The organism is Chelatococcus sp. HY11 (genome assembly GCF_018398335.1).
GTDB lineage: Bacteria > Pseudomonadota > Alphaproteobacteria > Rhizobiales > Beijerinckiaceae > Chelatococcus.
The window spans coordinates 2,433,851-2,450,848 of the sequence record NZ_JAHBRX010000001.1; the positions used below are offsets into that span (position 1 = coordinate 2,433,851).

Below are 16,998 nucleotides of genomic sequence, written 5' to 3' on the forward strand. Positions count from 1 at the left end.
ACAGCAGGGCGGGTGCTGAGGGCAGCAACTAAAGCGGACTAACCAAATGCTTTGTCCGTGCCTGCAAGAGCGATCGACTGGCGGACAGCTTGATACAGTTCCACTGCCCCTCGGTGACTTTCTGCGAGAGCTGAAGCCAATGCCGAGCGAGTTTGCGGATCAGTCAGGCGTTCGTGTTTGGCGACCACACCGCTTTCATCCAGGCCGAGGTCCGCCAGATCATAAGGATCGCTTACTGCTACTTCAGTCATCACCACCCGACCTCTCGTCGTTTCCAGCTTTATCGATTTCTCTTCAGAAAGGCGGAAAGCGAATCTCGCTTTGTAACGAAGTTCAGGAGAATCGTTTGCGACCTCGTCCCAGCGCGGGCCCGGCTCGACATTTGAAATCAAGAGACTGAAGGTTGCCGGTAAACTGAAGGCGACGTCGGCTGAAGCGAGTATCTCTTGCTGGCAGAATTTCTCGACGTCGACTGGACCTGCTACTGTGATCGTCAAGATCTCCTCGTCCTCGGCTAATTCTGGCAAGACCAAAGAAAGAGCCTTCAGATATTCCTGAAGATGCCAGCATGCAGGGAAGTGCTTGAAGCCAACCCGCGAAACCGCAGGCAGATTCTTGCGCGTCTTTGTCAGATCCAGTTGATCGGAGCCAGCCATTCGCCACATTCCCGTGGGTCCGTCGAGTGCGTTCGAAACACCAGTCTGGCCTGCCTGAACAAGATCGAGGGACATGACGGCGCCAGCCGCAGCCCAGCCAAGATTATTCTTCAGGGCTGGGACGGGGCGTTCGTACCATTTTCCGGTATATGGGAGCAGAGAATGAGATACAGCCACCCCGACGAGGGTCTCCAGAAATTCGGGACCTTTCCCTAGCGCCACCGCGGCTCCTATGCTCGCTGCGACGGTGTCCCAGACACCGACGGAGCGCACGACAGCTGCCCTTTCCCGCGATGGAGTCGCAGCGGCGGCGAGTACCCAATGCGCCTCATAGCCAACTGCAACACCTTGCAGCAGCCGATCCATGGAGAGATTTTCCCTTGCACCTATGGCCAGGATGGCTCCGATGATTGGCGCACCGGGGTGACCCAGTAGGGTGTCATCGTAATCGAGGGCATTTGCAGCTTGCCCGTAGAGATACGCCGTGTGAATCGTCGAGGGAGTGAGGCTTGCTGCTCCGGTAGCATTTTCATTGCCAAACAACGACGACGCGACGACCGCGCTTGGCTTGAAATGCTTGAGTCCAAGACCGGCCGAGAAGCAGGTGATACTGTCAATGAGACACAGTTCGGCGCGTCGGCGTACCGTGGAATCCCAGTCAGCACTCAGAAACATCCCGATCCGGTTCAGTAGCTCGGCCATAACGGTCGGCTCGTTCACGATAGTCCTCCTTCAAGATCCTGTTGCGGGCGGCTTCAAGCGATAGCACTACGCACTTCTGCTCGCGTCGAGCCGCGGATCCAGACGGTCACGCAATTGTTCACCGAGAACGTTGACAAGCGCGACCGTCACCACGAGCGCGGCCCCGGGTAGAGTAGCGATCCACCAGGCCGTACTGATCAAGGCGCGGCCTCCTGCAGCCATGCCTCCCCATGAAGGCTCTGGCGGTTGAACGCCCAGCCCGAGGAAAGACAACGATCCCTCGGTCAGCATCATCAAACCGAGGTCGAGGCTGGCAAAAACAATGACCGAGGGGAGAATATTGGGAAGCAGGTGCTTGATGAGGATGCGAATGTGCGAAGCGCCAAGCAGTTGTGCGCTGGCGATGTATTCCTGCCGCCGCACAACGATGACCTGACTGACGACCAGTCGCGCGTACAACACCCACCCGGTGATCGCCAAAACAAGGATGACGTTGGCCGTACTGGGCCCGAGCGCAGCAATCACGCCGATGGCGAGAACGAGTGTCGGCAGAGCCAGCTGAATGTCACCGAGCCGCATGAAAAACGTGAGAATCGGCCCGCCGAAATAACCGGCCACGAGGCCGATAATGACACCGGACACCATGCGGCAGATGACAGCGATAGCGCCGATGCTGAGAGATACCCGGGCGCCATACATGATCCTCGTCAGTATATCTCTTCCGAGATCGTCAGTCCCAAGCAGATGCCTGGTGGACCCTCCGGCTTGCCAGAACGGAGGCAACAGACGGGCGGACAGATCCTGAGAGTTGGGACCATACGGGGAAATCCAGGGAGCCAGGCAGGCAACGACCACGATCACTCCCAGCAGGCAAGCCGGAACGAGGAGCCGCAGATTGATCGGTCGAGCCGTCTTTGCAGACTGAGGATTTGGACCTTGGGGCAAAGAGGTAATGTCCGCCATTATCTCACCCCCCTCGTACGAGGATCAAGAACTGCATAGAGCATGTCGATCAGGAGATTGGTGATCACCACCAAGATGCCGACGACGAGCACAAAAGCCTGAATGACCGGCATATCGCGGGAGGTAATCGCTGACAGCGCCAGCGTGTTAACACCCGGCCAGCCGAAAACGGTTTCCGTAACGACAGCTCCGCCGTACAGCCCGCCAAGTTCAAGTCCTATGACGGTGATAATCGGCAGCGCCGCATTCGGAAGCGCATGGCCAAAGACGACGGACGCGGCCGATGCTCCTTTCGCGCGAGCGGTGCGCACAAAATCGGAATCGAGCACTTCAAGCATGGAGGACCGCACTATTCGAGCGAAGGTTCCAACTTGAAACGTGGCAAGCGTCACTGCGGGCAGGATGAGGTATATCGGGCCACGAAATCCGGATGTCGGAAGAAGCCGAAGCGTCGCACTGAATATCAGGATCATGACGATGCCGAGCCAGAACGACGGCAAGGACTGGACAAAGACAGATCCCATGATAACGGAACGGTCAAATCTGCTGCCGCGAAACGTTGCCGCCAGCACGCCAACGATCACGCCGATCGAGGCAGACAACGCCAATGCGCTGAAGATCAACAACAGCGTGTTCGGCAGTGCATGGAATATCAGTTCCAACGCAGGGCGTTGGCTTTGGTAGGAGACGCCCAGGTCTCCGCGAACGGCGTGCCATAACCAGTCCAGGTACTGAACGACAATCGGTCGATCGAACCCGTGAGCTTGCCGGATCTGTTCGATTTCTGCCGCGGTTGCATCTTCAGACGCGAGGAGAGCGGCAGGATCGCCCGCCAGGAACATCAACAGAAACGTGATGGCCGAAACTCCCAGCATCACGAGGATGCTGAAGATGAGACGGTTCATAAATCGCCTGCGCATACTACTCGCTCCCCTTTATTCATTTCATGGTTTCTTGGTGACGTTGGCGAGGTAGATGGCGCCATCAGGCCTGGGCTTCCAATCGACCTGTTTGCTTACGCCGTAGATCGCATCGGTGCTATAGAGGAAGGTGACGGGAGCAAGATCATAAAGGGTCTTGTTAAGATCGTCGTAGGCAGCCTGTCGCGAATTGGAATCGGCTTCACCACGGGCTTTGGTAATCTTCGCGTCCGTTTCAGGTGAGCTGAAATACATTCCACGACGGGCACCATCGAGCTCAAGCCCAAGCGCGAAATCAGCATCCATCAAGAGATTGTTGTTCGATCTAATGATCAGCTGGTTCCTGCCCATTTTTCCCGGCTGCCAGGTATCGACGAAGTAATTGGGATTAAACCGCGTCGTTATGCTGATACCTACATCCGCGAGGAAAGACGCGATGCTCTGCTGGACAGGATTGAGTTCAGCGCGGAAATTATAAAATTCCAGCTTCAGAGGTTTTGCGCTGCCATATCCCGCCTCAGCAAGAAGACGCTTCGCCTTTTCCGGATCGAACGGATACGGAGAAACCGCCTTCGTGTAGCCAAAGACACCTTTCGAATAGACCTGACCGACAGGTGTCGCAAAGCCGCCGAGAAGTTGTTCAGCAATCGCAGTCTTGTCGATCGCGTAGTTCAGCGCCCGGCGGACTTTCGGATCGGCGAGCGGACCTTCTTTCGCATTCATGCTCAGCCAGAATGTCTGGTTGCCATCGATGGACTGCACGGCCACGTCGTTTGAAGATTTCAACGCTGCGGTCAGATCGGATGTAACCTGTGTCGCAATGTCGATTTCGCCACTCTGAAGCGAGCTGATCTGTGTTGCCGGCTCCGAGATGAAGCGGAACTCGACCTTACTCGGTATCGGCTTGTCACCACGATAGTCGCAGTTTGCCGCGAGAACGACGCTGTCTCCGACATTCCAGCTCTCGAACTTGAACGGCCCGGTGCCGACCGGCTTCTTGCCGAACTCGACGTTCCCGACTTTCTCGATCGCGGATTCTGGAGTGATGTAAATGATTGTCGCCAGCGTCTTGAGAAACGAACTGTCCGGCTGTTTCAGGGCAAATTTGACCGTATGGTCGCCTTGTGCCGTTACAGATTTCACGTTGCTTACATAGCTGCGCTGCTTGGAGGCAAGCTTCTGATCGTTCACGATGCGGTCGAATGTTGCGACGACATCTGCTGATGTGAACGCAGATCCATCGTGAAACATAACGTCTTTCCGCAATTCAATCTCATAGGTCAGGCTGTCAGGCTGCTTGTAGCTCACCGCCAGATCCGGCTGGAGCTGCATGTTATCGTCGAGCCGAAAAAGCCCGTCGAACATGTTTCGGCTGATCTGCGCGAACATGACAAGAGTTTCGACATTGGGATCCAGCGTGTTCGGCTGCGTCGGCCAGAGAAGATTTACGCTGACGGGCTGCCCTGATCCGCATGCCGCACCCGACGTCGTATCCTGAGCGTGAGTTTGGGTTGCGGTACCTCCCGCAAGAAGCACAATACCGGCCGCCGCGAGCCATGTTTGTCTTGGCATGATCTGCTACCCCTTTTCTTAAATGTTGAAACGCTGCCTTTGAAGGTCCCGTAGATCTCCCTAAGCGAGTTGATGGATGCCTGTATCGCTATTGCAATTTGAAATCCGCCGGCATTTCCGGCACTGCGGCTAGTAGCGCCTTGGTATAATCCTGGGTCGGTCGATCGATGACGGCGGTGGCCTCGCCCGCCTCCACCACGCGTCCTTGCGTCATCACCACGACGCGGTCTCCGATCTGCCGCGCCAAGGCGATATCATGGGTGATAAACAGGTAGGTAAGCCCCTCGCGATCCTGGATATCCATCAGCAACTGGACGATCTGCGCCCTTACCGAGACATCAAGAGAGGTGACAGGTTCGTCGCAAATGAGGAGCTTCGGTCGAAGCGCGAGCGCCCGGGCGATCGCGATACGTTGCCGTTGACCACCCGAGAACTGGTGTGGGTAGCGATCGCCGTGAGAGGCTTTCAAGCCAACCATTTCAAGAAGCTCGCTCGCACGTCGACGCAGGTCGGTCTTCGACGTCGTAATGCCGTTGATCAGGAGGCCCTCAGCAACCAGCTCCGAGACCTTCATTCGAGGATTGAGTGACGCGTAGGGATCCTGGAAGACCATCTGGATGTCCCGGCGAACAGCGCGCCACGCTTTTGCATCGGCGCCTACGAGTTCGTGACCATTGAACCGTATGCTCCCGCTCTGCGGTGCAATGAGGCCCGCCACGCAGCGCGCCAAAGTGGATTTTCCACTGCCGGATTCTCCGACCACACACACGGTTTCTCCTTCGCGTGCGGATAGTGAGGCGTCATCAAGCGCAAGCGGAGCGGTTTTCCCGCCATTGCCCCAAAAGAAGGAATGCTTGACTCCGCTCACGATGAGAAGGTCACCGCTGACTGAGATAGACTCAGGCCGCCGCGTGCTGAGGGCCGTCCGCGAGGGCGCCCTCAGGGTCGGGGTGGCTTTCCAGAGCTGCTGGGTGTAAGGATCGACCGGATCTTTCGTGACCTGTTCCGTCACGCCATGCTCGACGACCTTGCCATGGCGCATGACGACGATCTCATCTGCCAGACTTGAGACAAGTGCGAGATCGTGGCTGATAAAAAGCAGCGATGTATCGAACTCGCGCACGGCCTCGCGAAGGAGATCGACGATCTGCTTCTGAACGATCACGTCCAGCGCGGTGGTCGGCTCGTCCGCCACCAAGAGGGCTGGCTTGCAGGCCAGAGCCATCGCAATCATGACGCGCTGGCGCATACCTCCGGACAGTTCGTGCGGATATTTGTCGAATATCCCCCGGCTCCGCGGCAGCCCGAGTCGTTCGAAGAGTTGCTCGACCCGGCCGCGCACATGATCGCGGTTAATCCTACCCTCGTGTATCCGGATGGCTTCCGCGACCTGATCGCCACATCGGCGCACCGGGTTCAACGCGGAGAGAGGATCCTGAAACACGTAAGAGATGCCGGCGCCGCGTATCGAACGCAGATCGGTTTCCGGCATGGTGATGAGGTCGCGGCCACGAAACTCGATTGCGCCACCGATGACGGCTTTGGCGGACTTGGGGAACAGGCGCGTAATCGCGAGCGAGGTCACCGATTTGCCTGAACCGCTTTCTCCGACCACGCCCACGGTCGAAGAACGCGCGACATCAAACGATACGTCGGAAACAGCTTCCACCTGCTCGCTGCTTTCGCCAAAACGCACAGAGAGATTGCGCAAGGATAACAGCGGAAGCGTCAGATCTGGCTTTGCCACCCTTGTCTCAGCCATTCTTATATCCATTATTCTGTTCGCCCCTGCTTCATCCAGCAATGGTTGTGTGACGATAGTCGGAGTGGCTTTCGGTGCGCCCGTAAGATGAAGAGAAGGTCGCCAGGCTTACTCTAGGTTCGCCAAAATCGTAGGGACTTATGCTGACGTGCTAGCGTCAACAGACCGGCCAGGAGTAATAAAACGCCTATTTGTGACACGCGGGTCGCATGCATAAGTCCACCTCTCATCCTTGTTTTATTAAGAAAACCATACAGAACAGGGCGCCACGGCAACCAATTGGAATTCAGCCGCATTGATTGACAGCGCTTATCAATAGGTGATCGCTGCCCGCATCAATCGGCTAACGTTCGATTAAATATCTGATAGAATGATATTTTATGAATTTTTTGCTAAGCGGTCGGCATCCGCCTATCAGACTGACCGAGGCGTTGAAGCGCGATGGCTCTACGCCACACTTCTTTACCTAGCTCGCGAAACACAGCATGTGCAGACGCTCAGGTGGCCGTCCGGATCCGCTTGCCTGGGCGACAGGCGTGCATGATCACCGGCTAGAAAAGGCACTCTGACTATAACCCAGAAGAATACAGGCCTCAAAATATCGACTTTGACACTTATAGAAAACTCCAATTAATTCGCTCGGGAAATAAACAATGGAGTGGGACATGCATTACAGAATCGGGAAAAATATACGCGCGGCACTTGCGACATCGGCACTGATCAGTCTCGCGTTGCCGGGAGTGGCTGGCGCGGCATCGCTTCGAGTGGGGGTCAACGCGGCTGAGATTGCCACCCTCGACCCTGCCAGGGCGAGCAATACTCAGGATGTATCAATAGTGTCTTGGGTATTCAATGGCCTTGTGCGCTTCCCTCCCGGTAGCGCCGATCCGGCCAAGATCGAGCCCGATCTTGCGGAAAGCTGGACAAGCTCCGAGGACGGTCTGGTCTGGACATTCAAGCTTCGGAAGGACGTCAGGTTTCATGGTGACTACGGAACCCTTACGGCTGACGACGTCGTCTTCTCGCTGCAACGTGCCAAGAACCCGGACACATCTTCCTACTCAAGCGATTATGCAGCTTTCAATTCAATCGAAGCCGTTGACCCATTGACCGTCCGCATCACGCTAAGCCAGCCTGTCGCTGGCTTTCTGGGATTGGTTGCAAACTACCACGGCGGCAACATCGTCAGCAGAAAAGCCGTGGAGGCGCTTGGCGCCAAATTCAAGGCGAACCCGATCGGGACCGGTCCGTTCATGTTTGACAAAGCTGTCACGCAGCAGTCGGTCTATCTCAAGGCATTCCCTGGCTACTTCCGCGGGGCACCGAAAATTGGCGATATCCGTGTGGATCTCATCCCTTCTGATTCGAGCCGGGAACTCGCGTTCCGATCCGGTGAGCTTGATCTTATCAACGGCAAGCGGGAACAGCGCTGGGTCGATCAAGCGAAAGCCTGGGAAAATTCTACCGTCGATATTTTCTCTCCGGGCGAATATCGCACCGTCTTCATCAACATGGCCCACAAACCGCTCGACAACGTCAAAGTTCGTGAGGCCATCGCTCAAGCGATCAATGTGGATCAAATTATCCAGTTCGTTGGAGCGGGGGTGGCTTTGAAAGGCTGCTCGGTCGTTCCAAACAACTATCTGGGCGAAGACTGCAGCTGGACCTATAAATATGATCCGGAAGCTTCGAAGAAGCTACTGGCCGAAGCTGGTTTCAAGGATGGCCTCAACCTTTCGGCAGTGGTCTCATCCAACTCCGCTCAGCAACCGATCATGGAAGTTATTCAGGCACAGCTTGCTGAAGCGGGAATCAACCTTCAGATGCGGATAGTTGATCATCCGACCTATCAAGAGCAGATCCGCAAGGATCTCAGTGACGTTGTCTTCTATGGTGCCGCGCGCTACCCGGTTGCCGACAGCTACCTCAGCCAGTTCTACCATTCTGACGCATCTGTCGGAAAGCCGACCGCGGTCACCAACTTCGCCCACTGCAATGCTGGCGACGCTGATATTACAGCTGCTCGAAAAGCTACGACGGACGAGGAGCGGTTGAAGTTCTGGTCCTCAGCTCAGAAGAAGATTTTCGAACAGGTATGTGGCGTGCCCCTCTTCAGCCTTATGCAGGTCTGGGTCCACAGCAAGGCGCTGAACTACGGTTACGAACTCGAGGGCTCCTTGAATCTGGCGCCACCGATTACCGAACTGACAACGATCAGACGCTGATCAGCTTTTCCCGACTTGCTCCGATCGACAGCGAGTAAGTGTTGCCGCGGTCGGGGTGTTTTTCTATGGCGTGAGTTTCGGGGTTCTGGCCGCGGCATGAACTTCTTCGACGAAGTCGGCAACCAGGTTGCTGTTTCTCGCACGGACCGGACGGATGAGCACATAGTCGAAGTCAATGACCGGCGTGAAGGGCCGCGATGCAATCCGTCCGGCGACATGCTCCAGAGCCAGAGGATCGGCGACGGTCACTCCCAGACCGGCTGCGACCATTTCTGCGACATTCGGAGCGGTCGTTGCTTCGATGACGATGTTCGGTTTCAACCCGAACCTCTCGAAGGCGGCGTCAACTTTTCTGCGCATCGTTCCTGGGGGCGCGTACGCAATGAACGGCTCCTCCTTCAGGTCCACCGGAGACAGCTCTGCCTTTTTGGAAAGGTTATGCCCCTGGGGCAGAGCCACCACTGCCGACGGACTGGTCACGCGATCGACCTGGACAGATGAATGTTCAAGACCGCTGATCGCGAGGGCCAAATCAAGACGACGAAGCAGGACAGCATCTGTCAAAAACTGTGAGCTGCGAGCCTCAATGGAAATGAAGACTTCTGGATGCCGCCTTCTGAAACCTGCTATGACACGGGTAATGAACGGGCCGGATAGTGCAGGCATGGCGCCAATGAGCAAATGGCCATGTTCCTCGCGACGGATCGCGTCCACGGCGCGAGCAAGCTGGTGGACGCCGCCGAAGACGCGCTCAACCTCTTCATATAAACGCATGCCGCGCCCCGTTGGCACGAGTCGCCCGCTCTCACGCTCAAACAATTGCAGTCCGGTATCTGCCTCCAGATCCTGGATGAGTTTGCTCGCGGCCGGTTGGGAAATCCGGAGGATCTCGGCGGCTCGACTGACGGTTCCGGCTTCGATGACAGCCATAAGCGCCTCAAGCTGTCTAAGGCTGGGATCTCTCATGCGCCATAACCTTTGCGAATACACTACCGAATTAAACGACTTTGACTTTCTACCTCTGTTTCCTAAGCTCGGCAATAATCAATGGAGATGAAGGTGGACGCAGACGTTATCGTTATTGGGGGAGCTGTCGTTGGGACCGCACTCGCCTATGGTTTTGCCAAGAAAGGACAGAGTGTCATTGTCCTTGATGGAGAAGATCAGGACATGCGCGCGGCGCGTGCCAATTTTGGTCTTGTCTGGGTCCAGGGCAAGGGTCCCAATGCACCTGCGTATCATCAACTAAGCCGCTATAGCGCTGACCTGTGGCCCGAGTTCCTTCGCGAATTGACAGAAATGATCGGGATGCAGGTAGATTACTCCCGACCTGGCGGCATGAACTACTGTTTGAGCGATGCTGAATACGAAGCGCGCATGGCGGTTATCAGGCGGACCCATAATCATGTGCCGCAGAACGACACGAGGATGGTCGATCGCCGCGAGCTCGAACGCATGATGCCAGCGGTCACATTCGGCCCCGAGGTAGTAGGCGCGAGTTATTGTGAAGCCGATGGCCACGTAAATCCATTGCAGCTTCTTGCTGCCCTGCAGCGGGGCACTATCGCGTTGGGCGGAAAAATCATTTTCCGCAGCAGCGCGGAAGCCATCAGACCCGGAACAAGCGGATTTGCAGTAAAGGCTGCTCTTGGCACTTATACAGCGCCGCGCGTCGTGGTTGCCGCCGGTCTCGCAACGCCTTCCCTCACCGAGCCACTCGGCTTCAAAATTCCCTTGAGATCCGAACGCGGTCAACTCCTCGTCACCGAGCGGCTTCAGCCACTCCTGCCCTTCCCCGGCAGTGGACTGAGACAAACTGCCGATAGCACCATCATGATCGGCGCAACGAAAGAAAATGCCACCGATCGTGGCGTGTCTGTGGACTCGGCCACGAAGCTTGCGCTTCGGGCTACACGAATAATTCCCGCACTGGCAGCGGCTCGATTGGTCCGTCAATGGAGCGGCTTTCGGGTCATGCCTCCTGACGGTTCTCCGATCTATGCGGAATCCGCAGACTACCCCGGTCTTTTTGCGGCGACGTGCCATTCAGGTGTCACATTAGCGGCCGCGCACGCCGCTGTTGTCGCCCCGGCAATGCTTGACGGGAGGCTCTCGACCGACCTTCCCGCGTTCTCAAATGGAAGATTCAATGTTCAAAAGTCTGCTTGAGCGGCACGGCGCGCCGTCTGACATGACCGTGCTCGTCAACGGAGTCGAGACGCCGGCCTGGGATGGAGAGACAGTCGCCAGCGTGCTCCTGCGTGTTCCAAATGCGGGCCGCAGATCACCGGTCAGCGGAAAACCCAGGCTTCCCTATTGCCAGATGGGCGTGTGTTTCGAATGTCTGGCGATTGTCGATGACGTCTCCTCGACGCAGGGATGTCTGGTTCCTGTTCGTCAAGGCATGCGCATCGAGAGTCAGCGCGGTCCCCGGGATATCTCACGATGAGCTACGATGTCGCAATCGTCGGCGCGGGTCCGGCCGGCATGAGTGCCGCCGTTCGTCTGCGCGAACTCGGTGCTTCAGTGGTCGTTATCGACGAACAACCATCGCCGGGCGGGCAGGTATTCAGAGGGACCGAGCGAAACGTCAAAAGCCCGGTATTCTCCGCACTTGGCAAAGACTACCAAAAGGGACAGGCGCTTGCGGCTGCTTTCAGGGCCTCTGGCGCTGAATATCTCCACTCGACGCAGGTCTGGCAGATCGAGGAAGGCTGGAATGTTTTCCTGACTTCCGAGGGCAAAGCGCGGCGCCTTACTGCCCGCTCCGTATTGCTCGCCAACGGCGCACAAGAACGTCCCGTGCCGTTTTCAGGTTGGACGCTGCCCGGCGTTATGACCGTGGGGGCCGCACAAATCCTTCTCAAATCCGGGGGAATGTTGCCCGAAGGCAAGGTCTGGATTGCTGGAGCAGGCCCGCTACCGCTTCTCTATGCAACCCAGCTTCTGAACCTGGGGGGGCGTATTGCCGGATATCTCGATACCTCGACGCCCCCAACACTGTCGGCCTTGAGCCGGTTACCGCGGGCCTGGCGTGACTTCGGAGGCCTGCTGAAAGGACTGGGATGGCTTCGCGACGTCAAACGCAGCGGCATGATGGTCCGGCATTTCTCAGACCTGCGGGCGGAAGGCGATGAGCGTCTTGACCATCTCACCTGGGAAGCGGATGGAAGGCGCCATCGTGTCAAAGCTGATGTCTTGCTTGTTCATGAGGGCGTCGTACCGCGCATCCATGAGACACTGGCGCTGGACTGCACGCACCGATGGAACGAGGAACAGGGATATCTGGCTGCCAAGCTGGACCGATGGGGAGAGACAAGTCGCGAAGGCCTGTTTGTCGCCGGCGATGCCGGAGGCATCGGCGGGTGGCTGGCCGCCACCATATCCGGAGAGATCGCAGCTCTCGGTATCGCTAGCAGGCTCGGCATTTCTTCCGAGATAGAACGACTCCGCCAAGTTGCGCATCTCGACCGGCGTCGTGATCGGGCTCTCGCGCTAAGGCCATTTCTGGATGCCATGTATCCCCCTCCACGCAATCGGCTTGCCGATGCGGTTATCGCGTGCCGCTGTGAAGAAGTCACTGCCGGCGCCATCCGTGCCGCCGCGCGCAACAGCCCCGCAGATCCCAGTGCGGTCAAGGCCGCGACACGATGCGGGATGGGGCCATGCCAGGGCCGCCAGTGCGGTTACACGGTGCAAGCGCTTCTCGCGGAAGTTCACGATCTCCCAATCGAGAGTGTCAATTTTTTCCACATACGTCCGCCGTTGAAGCCGATCACACTTGGGGAAATCGCGTCGCTGGAAACTGCGGAGGCCGCGAAATGAACCCGGATGTCCTGATCATAGGCGGTGGTCTGCACGGGCTTTCGGCCGCCCTGCAGGCGGCCCGTCAGGGCGCAAGAGTGCAACTCGTCGAGCGGCACTTTCTCGGACGCCATGCTTCAGGAGCAACAGCTGCCGGCGTTCGCACGCTCGGTCGAGACGTCGCGGAATTACCTCTCAGCTTAGAGGCTGCCAAAACTTGGCGCGACATGAAAGGACTTGTCGGCGACGACTGCGGGTTCGTTGCCTGTGGACAACTGCAGGTTGCCGAGGACGAACAGGCTCTGGCGAAGATCAAGAACCGCATCGATCGGCTCAAGACCATGGGCTATCATCACGAGCAGCTTGTCAGCCCAGAGGAGATGCGCAGCCTTTTACCCGGCCTATCCCCGCATTGTGTTGGCGGAGCGTGGGTTTCCAGTGACGGTTCGGCCGACCCGCATCAGGCCATCCGTGCCTTTCGGGACGCTGCAGTTCAAGCTGGGGTTACGATTACCGAAGAGTGCCTGGTAACGGCGCTGCTCCGATCACCAACCGGCTGGCGCGTGGAGACAACGCGCGGCGTTTTCGAGGCGAAGCTCATCGTCAATGCGGCTGGGGCCTGGGCCGATCACGTTTCAGCTCTTGCCGGCGATCCGCTGAAACACGCGATCCGCACCTCCATGATGGTCGTGACGGAACGCTCCGTTCCGAAAATCCGGCCAGTTGTAGGATCGCTCGGAAAGAAGCTTTCGTTGAAACAGACCCCTCAAGGAACCCTCCTCATCGGGGGTGGATCGCAGGGAAGACTTGCAGCTGACAGACAATCCGCCACCGTTGATGTCATGGCGCTCGCAGCGTCGGCACGGGCGGCGGTGCGGGTCTTTCCCGAACTGCGTGGGATACGGATCGTCCGAACGTGGGTGGGCATGGAGGCGATGACTTCCGACCATCGCCCCGTGATCGGCTTTTCCACCCAGGTCGAGGGCCTGATCCATGTCTTCGGCTTTTCCGGACACGGATTTCAACTTGTACCCTCCGTCGGGCGCGTTGTCGCTGACCTGATCTGTCAGGGTCGCACAAATCACAATCTGGACGCCTTCTGCGCAAGCCGCGTCTCCATAGAAAGGATTGCCGCATGATAGGTTATGCGATCCGAAGACTTCTGCTGGCGATCCCGACATTGCTCGCCATGCTCACTCTTGTGTTTGTTCTGGTTCGACTGGTTCCCGGGGACGCTGCCGTTGCCATGCTCGGTGATCGGGCAAGCGACGCCGCCCTTCAGGCGCTACGCATTCAACTCGGCCTCGATCAACCAATTGCTGTCCAATACTTACATTTTATGTCGGATATGCTGACTGGTAATTTCGGCCGGTCAATGGTGAGCGGCCGTACAGTGCTCGAAGAGGTGGCGCTGGTTCTCCCCTACACACTCGAACTCGCCGCTGCGGCAATGCTGGTAGGAACATTGCTCGGCGTTCCGCTGGGCGTTATCGCCGCCGTACGTCGTGACCAGTGGCTGGATTATCTCAGCCGTATCCTGTCTCTCGTGGGCCTGTCTTTCCCCGGTTTCGTTTCCGCCATTTTGATGCTTCTCGCATTTGCGGTTTGGTTACAGTGGCTGCCGGTGATGAGCCGCGCCACCAGCGACCCGGTCGACCATTTCCTTAATCTATTGCTCCCGGCGCTGAACCTCGGCCTGATCATGACGGCTTACCTCGCGCGCGTCACACGCTCTTCCATGCTCGATGTCATGGGTGAGGACTATATCCGTACTGCCCGTGCGAAGGGTGTTCACTCCCGCAGCCTCATCTTGCGCCACGCGCTCGGCAACGCCCTTATTCCCATCGTCACGGTGGTGGGTCTGTATTTTGGTACGCTCATCGGCAATTCCGTTCTCACTGAGATCGTCTTTACTCGTCCAGGGCTCGGCAAGCTCATCCTGGGCGCTCTGCAGTCCCGTGATTACACGATGCTTCAAGGACTGATGGTCGTCTTCGCAACCTTCGTCATCATCGTGAACACCACCACAGATCTTATTTACGCCCTCGTCGATCCCAGAGTGAGTCTTGCCCGATGACCGACGTCACCATTTCCCAAACCTTTCCCGCGCGGCAGCCCAACCCGGTTCTGAAGGCTTTGCGTCGCAATCGCTTTTCGTGGATCGGCATTGGGCTTCTGGCGCTGATCATCCTGCTTGCGGTTCTCGCACCGATTATCGCGCCATACGATCCATTGAAGCAGAATATTCTCCACCGGCTGAGCCCGCCCTCGCTCCAGTTCTGGCTGGGAACGGACAGCTATGGGCGCGATGTTCTTTCACGCCTTCTCTACGGCGCCCGCGTGTCACTATCGATCGGCTTTCTTTCCGTGTTGATAGCCATGGTCGTCGGATCGGCACTTGGAATTCTGGCAGGCTATATCGGCGGCGTGTTCGACCAGATCGTGATGGGTATCGTCGACGTGATGCTGTCCTTTCCGACGCTGCTGTTGGGATTGATGGTTGCTGCCATGCTCGGGGCAAGCTTCGAAAATCTGATCATCGCAATCGCCATCACGGAAACCGCTCCGTTCGCTCGCGTCGCGCGGGCGCCGACGATCGCCATGAAACGGCGTGACTTTGTTGAGGCAGGCCGGTCGCTCGGTTTCTCGCCATTCCGGATCATGAGAGTGCATATCCTCCCGAACATCCTCTCCGACATTGTTGTTGTCGCTTCGCTATGGATGGCGTCCGCCATCCGAACGGAGGCATCACTGGCATTTATCGGCCTTGGCGTTCTGCCGCCGACCGCAACCTGGGGCGGGATGATCCGCGAAGGCTTTGAAAACATCCTGAGTGCCTGGTGGCTGGTTGTCTTTCCCTCGCTTGCCATCCTCCTGACCGTACTCGCCCTGAACATACTTGGAGACGCGCTTCGCGACGCGATCGATCCGAAAACAAGGAGCGCGCAATGACGTTGCCGATTCAAGAAGCCGTCACCGAGCGAGTATAGCCCCAGCGTTTTGGCACTGGATGATGAAGGTCTTGACACCGGCCTTGGTCACACGGACGCCGAAGCCCCTCAATCTCCATCCCACAGAGATGCTTACCCCGTAGCTGGTGCTTCCAACGCCTCAACGGCCTTCTTCCAGGCGTTGTTGTCCGCAAGGATGGCGGCGCGCCGGCCGGCCCTCAACGGCGGCTAAGGCGACAAGATACCAGCCCTTCGTAGCAGCCAGTAAACCAGAACGCTCGCGCAGATACATAACCCGCCAGCGATCCAGGCCCCGCCATCGGTATCGAGAAGGGGCAGATCCTTCGTGTTCATGCCAAAAAAGCCGGTTACGAGCGTAGGCGGCAACATCATGGCGGTAATGATGGACAGCGCGTGCAGATGGCGGTTCGTCTCACTGTTGATCTTGGTGTCCATCTCGTCCTGAAGGAGGCGCGCCCGGGCGAGAAGCAGCCCGGCATCGTCGTCCAGCATATCGAGCTGCACGGCGAGGCGCTCGGCAACGGCTCCGAACCCCTGCGGAAGCTTCCGGTCGTGCAAGCGATCTAGCCTCCGAAACAGCCCACCGAGCGGGAGGAGTTGGCGATGGACCTGCGCGGTCATGCGGCGCACCGGTATGAGCTTGCGACGCTCGTCACGCGATGTTTCGCTCAGTATCTGATCCTCGATCAGATCCAGCTCGTCAGACAATTCCAAGAGTATATCGTTGATGGCGCCGCCAAACTGCGCGACAATCGCTTCGAGCAGCGTCGCCGGCCCGTCATAGGACTGACCCGACTCGACGATCCGGTGTATGACTTCGACGGACCGCAGCGGATGGCGCCGGAAACTCACGAAGAGGCGATCGCCGCAGGCAAAGCGCCAGCGCGCAAGTTCCTTGGTGTCTCCCGCGAATTCGCGCTGCAGATCGGCGAAAATGCCATGGATGACGCCATCGTCAACCCGCAGACAAAGGCGCTCATCCGGCTGGTAGAAGGTGGCCTTCACTGCGTCCGGCAAGTGCAAGTTGGCGATGAAGTTGCTCGCGCGCACGTCGCTTTGCGCCAGATGCAGCCAGAACCAGCCCTCATCAGAGCCGAGCGTGGCCGCATCGACGGGTAGGGTCAAACGCTCCGCAGAACCATTCCTCCGGAACCAATAGGCCCAAAGCAGACCAGAACGGTCTTCCGATTCGTCTTGCATGGCGCGCCCACTTCAGATGCTCACGGGGCGTGTATCCCGCAGATACCGTATATTTGCTAGAGAATATTCCGCAATAAGACGTAAAGAACAGCCGGCAAAATGATAGAGCAAGGCAACGACGGCGCCTAGGCCAAGAGAAGGTTTCGAAACCTCGACATCTGCAAGCCGGATATGTTGTCCGCTATTGTCCGGTTACATCAAACGAGAGCACGTGCGTTATGG

At 57.6% G+C, this 16,998-nt stretch carries 14 protein-coding genes; 7 read left to right on the plus strand and 7 right to left on the minus strand.

Going from position 1 to position 16,998, the window contains the following annotated elements; translation table 11 throughout:
* Positions 1–38: 38 nt before the first annotated feature.
* From KIO74_RS11095 to KIO74_RS11115, 5 genes are all read right to left on the minus strand, one after another.
* Positions 39–1,376: an MmgE/PrpD family protein gene (locus tag KIO74_RS11095; protein ID WP_213332037.1), complete on the minus strand. Its 1,338-nt coding sequence runs from the start codon at positions 1,374–1,376 to the stop codon at positions 39–41.
* Between the two features lie 48 nt (positions 1,377–1,424).
* On the minus strand, positions 1,425–2,321 hold the full coding sequence (locus tag KIO74_RS11100) for an ABC transporter permease (protein WP_213332038.1): 897 nt from the start codon (positions 2,319–2,321) through the stop codon (positions 1,425–1,427).
* A complete protein-coding gene (locus tag KIO74_RS11105) occupies positions 2,321–3,226 on the minus strand; it encodes an ABC transporter permease (protein WP_213332039.1) in 906 nt (301 codons plus the stop codon). Before KIO74_RS11105 ends, KIO74_RS11100 begins: the two co-directional genes overlap by 1 nt.
* 39 nt (positions 3,227–3,265) lie before the next feature.
* Positions 3,266–4,813 carry an ABC transporter substrate-binding protein gene (locus KIO74_RS11110; protein ID WP_213332040.1) on the minus strand — a complete coding sequence of 516 codons (1,548 nt, stop codon included), beginning with the start codon at positions 4,811–4,813 and terminating at the stop codon, positions 3,266–3,268.
* 88 nt (positions 4,814–4,901) lie between these two features.
* The gene (locus tag KIO74_RS11115; protein WP_213332041.1) at positions 4,902–6,575 is read right to left on the minus strand and encodes an ABC transporter ATP-binding protein; all 1,674 of its coding nucleotides are present in this window, start codon (positions 6,573–6,575) and stop codon (positions 4,902–4,904) included.
* Positions 6,576–7,240: 665 nt separating this feature from the next.
* Between KIO74_RS11115 and KIO74_RS11120 the strand changes: the two genes are divergently transcribed.
* On the plus strand, positions 7,241–8,800 hold the full coding sequence (locus tag KIO74_RS11120) for an ABC transporter substrate-binding protein (RefSeq protein ID WP_213332042.1): 1,560 nt from the start codon (positions 7,241–7,243) through the stop codon (positions 8,798–8,800).
* A 63-nt stretch (positions 8,801–8,863) separates the two neighbouring features.
* Here the strand turns inward: KIO74_RS11120 and KIO74_RS11125 are convergent, their stop codons facing one another.
* A complete protein-coding gene (locus KIO74_RS11125; protein ID WP_213332043.1) occupies positions 8,864–9,766 on the minus strand; it encodes a LysR substrate-binding domain-containing protein in 903 nt (300 codons plus the stop codon).
* An 87-nt stretch (positions 9,767–9,853) separates the two neighbouring features.
* On the opposite strand from KIO74_RS11125, the gene KIO74_RS11130 reads away from it, so the two are divergent.
* Genes KIO74_RS11130 through KIO74_RS11155 form a run of 6 tightly spaced genes read left to right on the plus strand, consistent with a single transcriptional unit; the run spans position 9,854 to position 15,556 of the window.
* Complete coding sequence (locus tag KIO74_RS11130; protein WP_249731265.1) at positions 9,854–10,969, plus strand: NAD(P)/FAD-dependent oxidoreductase; 1,116 nt, start codon at positions 9,854–9,856, stop codon at positions 10,967–10,969.
* 22 nt (positions 10,970–10,991) lie between these two features.
* Positions 10,992–11,249, plus strand: a complete 258-nt coding sequence (locus KIO74_RS11135) for a (2Fe-2S)-binding protein (protein WP_249731266.1) — start codon at positions 10,992–10,994, stop codon at positions 11,247–11,249.
* Positions 11,246–12,625 carry an NAD(P)/FAD-dependent oxidoreductase gene (locus KIO74_RS11140; RefSeq protein ID WP_213332046.1) on the plus strand — a complete coding sequence of 460 codons (1,380 nt, stop codon included), beginning with the start codon at positions 11,246–11,248 and terminating at the stop codon, positions 12,623–12,625. The genes KIO74_RS11135 and KIO74_RS11140 overlap by 4 nt, the downstream gene beginning before the upstream one ends.
* Positions 12,622–13,743, plus strand: coding sequence for an NAD(P)/FAD-dependent oxidoreductase (locus KIO74_RS11145; protein ID WP_213332047.1), 1,122 nt, complete (start codon positions 12,622–12,624; stop codon positions 13,741–13,743). The genes KIO74_RS11140 and KIO74_RS11145 overlap by 4 nt, the downstream gene beginning before the upstream one ends.
* Positions 13,740–14,681, plus strand: a complete 942-nt coding sequence (locus KIO74_RS11150) for an ABC transporter permease (protein ID WP_213332048.1) — start codon at positions 13,740–13,742, stop codon at positions 14,679–14,681. Before KIO74_RS11145 ends, KIO74_RS11150 begins: the two co-directional genes overlap by 4 nt.
* Positions 14,678–15,556, plus strand: a complete 879-nt coding sequence (locus KIO74_RS11155) for an ABC transporter permease (RefSeq protein WP_213332049.1) — start codon at positions 14,678–14,680, stop codon at positions 15,554–15,556. The genes KIO74_RS11150 and KIO74_RS11155 overlap by 4 nt, the downstream gene beginning before the upstream one ends.
* Positions 15,557–15,783: 227 nt before the next feature.
* On the opposite strand, the gene KIO74_RS11160 is transcribed toward KIO74_RS11155, so the two are convergent.
* Positions 15,784–16,776, minus strand: a complete 993-nt coding sequence (locus tag KIO74_RS11160) for a CorA family divalent cation transporter (protein WP_213332050.1) — start codon at positions 16,774–16,776, stop codon at positions 15,784–15,786.
* Positions 16,777–16,998 lie beyond the last annotated feature (222 nt).